Annotated in this window: 3 protein-coding genes; 1 reads left to right on the top strand and 2 read right to left on the bottom strand. The window is 39.5% G+C overall.

Annotated features, from left to right (window positions below):
* Nucleotides 1-67 precede the first annotated feature (67 nt).
* Entirely contained in the window at nt 68-1,375 is a 1,308-nt protein-coding gene (locus CHH67_RS24515) for a S1 family peptidase (protein WP_095267988.1), read from the top strand.
* An 809-nt stretch (nt 1,376-2,184) separates the two neighbouring features.
* On the opposite strand, the gene CHH67_RS24510 is transcribed toward CHH67_RS24515, so the two are convergent.
* Together CHH67_RS24510 and CHH67_RS24505 are read right to left on the bottom strand one after the other, a co-directional pair.
* Entirely contained in the window at nt 2,185-2,601 is a 417-nt protein-coding gene (locus CHH67_RS24510; protein ID WP_244908321.1) for a uracil-DNA glycosylase family protein, read from the bottom strand.
* 11 nt (nt 2,602-2,612) lie between these two features.
* Complete coding sequence (locus CHH67_RS24505) at nt 2,613-2,897, bottom strand: hypothetical protein (RefSeq protein ID WP_095267986.1); 285 nt, start codon at nt 2,895-2,897, stop codon at nt 2,613-2,615.
* Between the last annotated feature and the right edge of the window lie 181 nt (nt 2,898-3,078).

Here is a 3,078-nt window from a genome sequence, read left to right as displayed (position 1 = left end):
GTGTTATATAATCCAAATGAGATGATCTGGCCAGATTCATCCGAATATTGAAAGTGGGTGTACTTTAATGAAGCATAAATCATTTCTGTCATTATTATTAACTTTAGTTTTAATGGCATCAATGACCAACCTTACAAGTACATGGGCTCAGGAAAATACTAACGACAAAATTATTACTGGTGATATGCTAGAAAAGAGCAATTCTTTTAGAGAAAAAGTGGGTTTTGAGCCACAACATTCATTAACTATTAACGAATTTGATTCCCAAAGCATCGAGGCTTTTGGAGTGTACTTAACAACTGAAGAAGTAAATGAATTGAATTATCGTTCTGAGGTAATTCAAGCTACCAAGCCATATCTTGAAAAATTAGAAACGAGTTTCAAAGATACATTCGGTGGAATCTATTTTGATCACAAGAAGGGTAAAGGTATACTTCGAATTGCGTTAGTTGATGATGAAACAAATAGTATTAAGACTCTATTAGCTGATTTTCCTCACAAAGACCGATTGGAATTATATAATGTCAAATATTCCTTAGCTGAATTGATAGAGGCACAGGAAACAGTTAGTAAAATTTTAGTGGAAAATAATTGGACTGATACATCATCCGAAATATCTATCCAAGAAAATAAAGTTATACTTTATGTTAAGTCGGCCTCTAGTTCGACTAATGGGCTACTTGAAAATATAAATAGTGTTATAGATGGTGATATGCTCTTCATTAAAACTGTAAATGACCCAGTGATAAATACAGCATCACGTTCTGATTATAATAGACCAGTATTCCCTGGGCTTGAATTAGAATTTCCTACAGGTTATTGTACTTCTGGAGTAGCTTTTAAAACTCGGTCTGGTCAATATTGGATTTCATCCGCCGGGCACTGTGGAACTTTTGGGCAATCTGTTTATCAAGGAGGAGAATTTCTCGGCACTGTTACCTATAAAAAGATGGGGCAGCATACAGATATTCTTTTTGTAGGTCCACTCTCTGAATATAATGTCAGTGGTAAAATCTACGGTGAATCAACTGGTGTTTATATGGTTGATCCTCCTATAGTTGAGGGTCAAATTGTTTGTAAATCCGGCATATCTACTGGTATTACTTGTGGACCGGTAAGAACCTTACTCGCATTTGGCTTTACTCATGACTATGATGGGAATCGTGTTTTCCTTAATCGTTTAGTTTCTTTTGCTGCTGATAGCCATTCAGGAGACAGTGGAGCCCTTGTCTATACTCCTGGTACGTATAAAGGGGCATCTGGTATACTATCTGGAAGTCAATATTTAACTGAAAATAGAATAACCTATTCAAGATTAGATAATATGCCAGCAGAAGAATTTGGTATCCCTATTCAAATAATTCCCGACTTTTAATTATTTGGTATATAACATATAGTTAACCATGGAAGTAATTCAAGTTCAGCTATTCGTTGCAGGTAAGTAAATATAGTTTTAAATGATCTTATACATTACTCAGCATAAGTTACGAACGAATTTGCCAAAAAAATGAACTGAACCCCGTCAAGTAGACAGAATAAAAACAAAATATCAAATAAGCGGCCTTGGTACTGAGTTCCATCGGACTAAGGCCGTTTAATTTCACTTGCAATCTTCGGTATAACAAATCTTCAAAGTATAAGCTCCCATAGGTTCAGACACGGGAGGAGAAGAAATAAGCTATAATGAAGGAAGCCAGAGAATACGGAACCGATATACCCCAGAGTTCAAGACAAAGGTAGTGCTGGAGGTGCTCGGTGAGGAGCAACCGTAACCGAAATTGCAGGGAAGTACGAGCTTAGTCCGTGATGATTAGCCGATGGAAATCGGAGTTACTAGAGCGTGCTACGACAGTGTCTAAAAAGAAAACCAGTGAAATTGAATAAGTGAGAAGCAGGAGTGAATGTCTCGATAGAAGGTTAAGGCAGGACTATGGATAACATCAGCACAGAGCGTTATTTCCGGTCACTCAGGTACGAATGTATCTTCATTAACGAATTCGAAGACCCTCAAGTATATTGAGGGAGTCTTTCTCGCAAGTAAATGCCCAACTCGTGCTGTAAGCTGAATTCGTTGTATATTTCGATTCTATGATCTTGTACATGCTGAAAAAAGCTTGAAATCATCGTTTTCAATGCCAACATCTGGACCACCTCCTATGTAAAAATGAATCCATTTTTTCGTATCTAGATAGACTCTTCGTATGGCCCTTCCAGATAACCCTTGATTCGCAGCCAGTCCAGCTTTTGCTGTTCGAATGGTCTGTTTCTTCGTCCTAAACTACCGCAATGAAATACCGGAAACACAACCGTATTCCCGCTCACCTTGATCGGTGATTCACGTTCGACCAATGCTCTGAATTTTATTCCTTTATGCCCATATTCACGCAGCAAGGACCTGGTTGCCTTCTCCCCCAGAGTGATGACAACTTTAGGTTGAATAATGTCTTCGATGAGTGGCTTAAGAAATGTGGACACGCAATTTCGAAACCACGATCCTCTCACCTTACCTGCTAATCCGCCTTTAGTTTTCATACACAGTATCGCATTGGTAAAGAATAAGTCCTCGTGTCTGTTTCTTGCAGTACACTCGTCAATGTCCACACCAGCGATATTCAATAATTGGACCAATGCCGGTTCGTCGCGCTTTCTTCTACGTTGGTTTCCCCATCTTGGTCAACCAGTGTGATGAAATCCCCCCAATCCTGTCCAACCACCATTATTTTGGCATCCAGACTGCCTTGCCACTCTGTCCAGTGGCCGATCTGACTGGTCTTAAGCTTATCGTTCTGTTGCAGGCTCGGATTTTTCAATTCGCATTGTGCGGGATCACATATCGTGCATTTCTTCCGTTTACTGACTAGTGCTTTATAAGCGCTTAGTTTATCAATGTCACTCACAGAATCGCTCCTTTCCTCAGCTATCCGTCATTTCCTCAATCAAGCTACCTAAATGATAGCATTTGTAGACAGATCAGTTCAGACCTATCTCAAAGCTTCAGTAATTAAATTCCGTCGTAAAAGGAAACTCAGCGGAGGCCAGTTAGGCTTGGCTCCCCCTGCAACCCCTCCTAAATCCCCT

Origin of the sequence: Paenibacillus campinasensis, from assembly GCF_002272015.1 — a bacterium.
Classification (GTDB): Bacteria; Bacillota; Bacilli; order Paenibacillales; family Paenibacillaceae; genus Paenibacillus_AQ; species Paenibacillus_AQ campinasensis.
The sequence above is the reverse complement of the archived record's forward strand: the minus strand, read 5'-3'. Positions and strand labels throughout refer to the sequence as shown.

What these genes read in the sequence shown, in the direction of transcription:
- CHH67_RS24515 (WP_095267988.1), top strand. Translation starts at nt 68, where the DNA reads ATGAAGCATAAATCATTTCTGTCATTATTATTAACTTTAGTTTTAATG.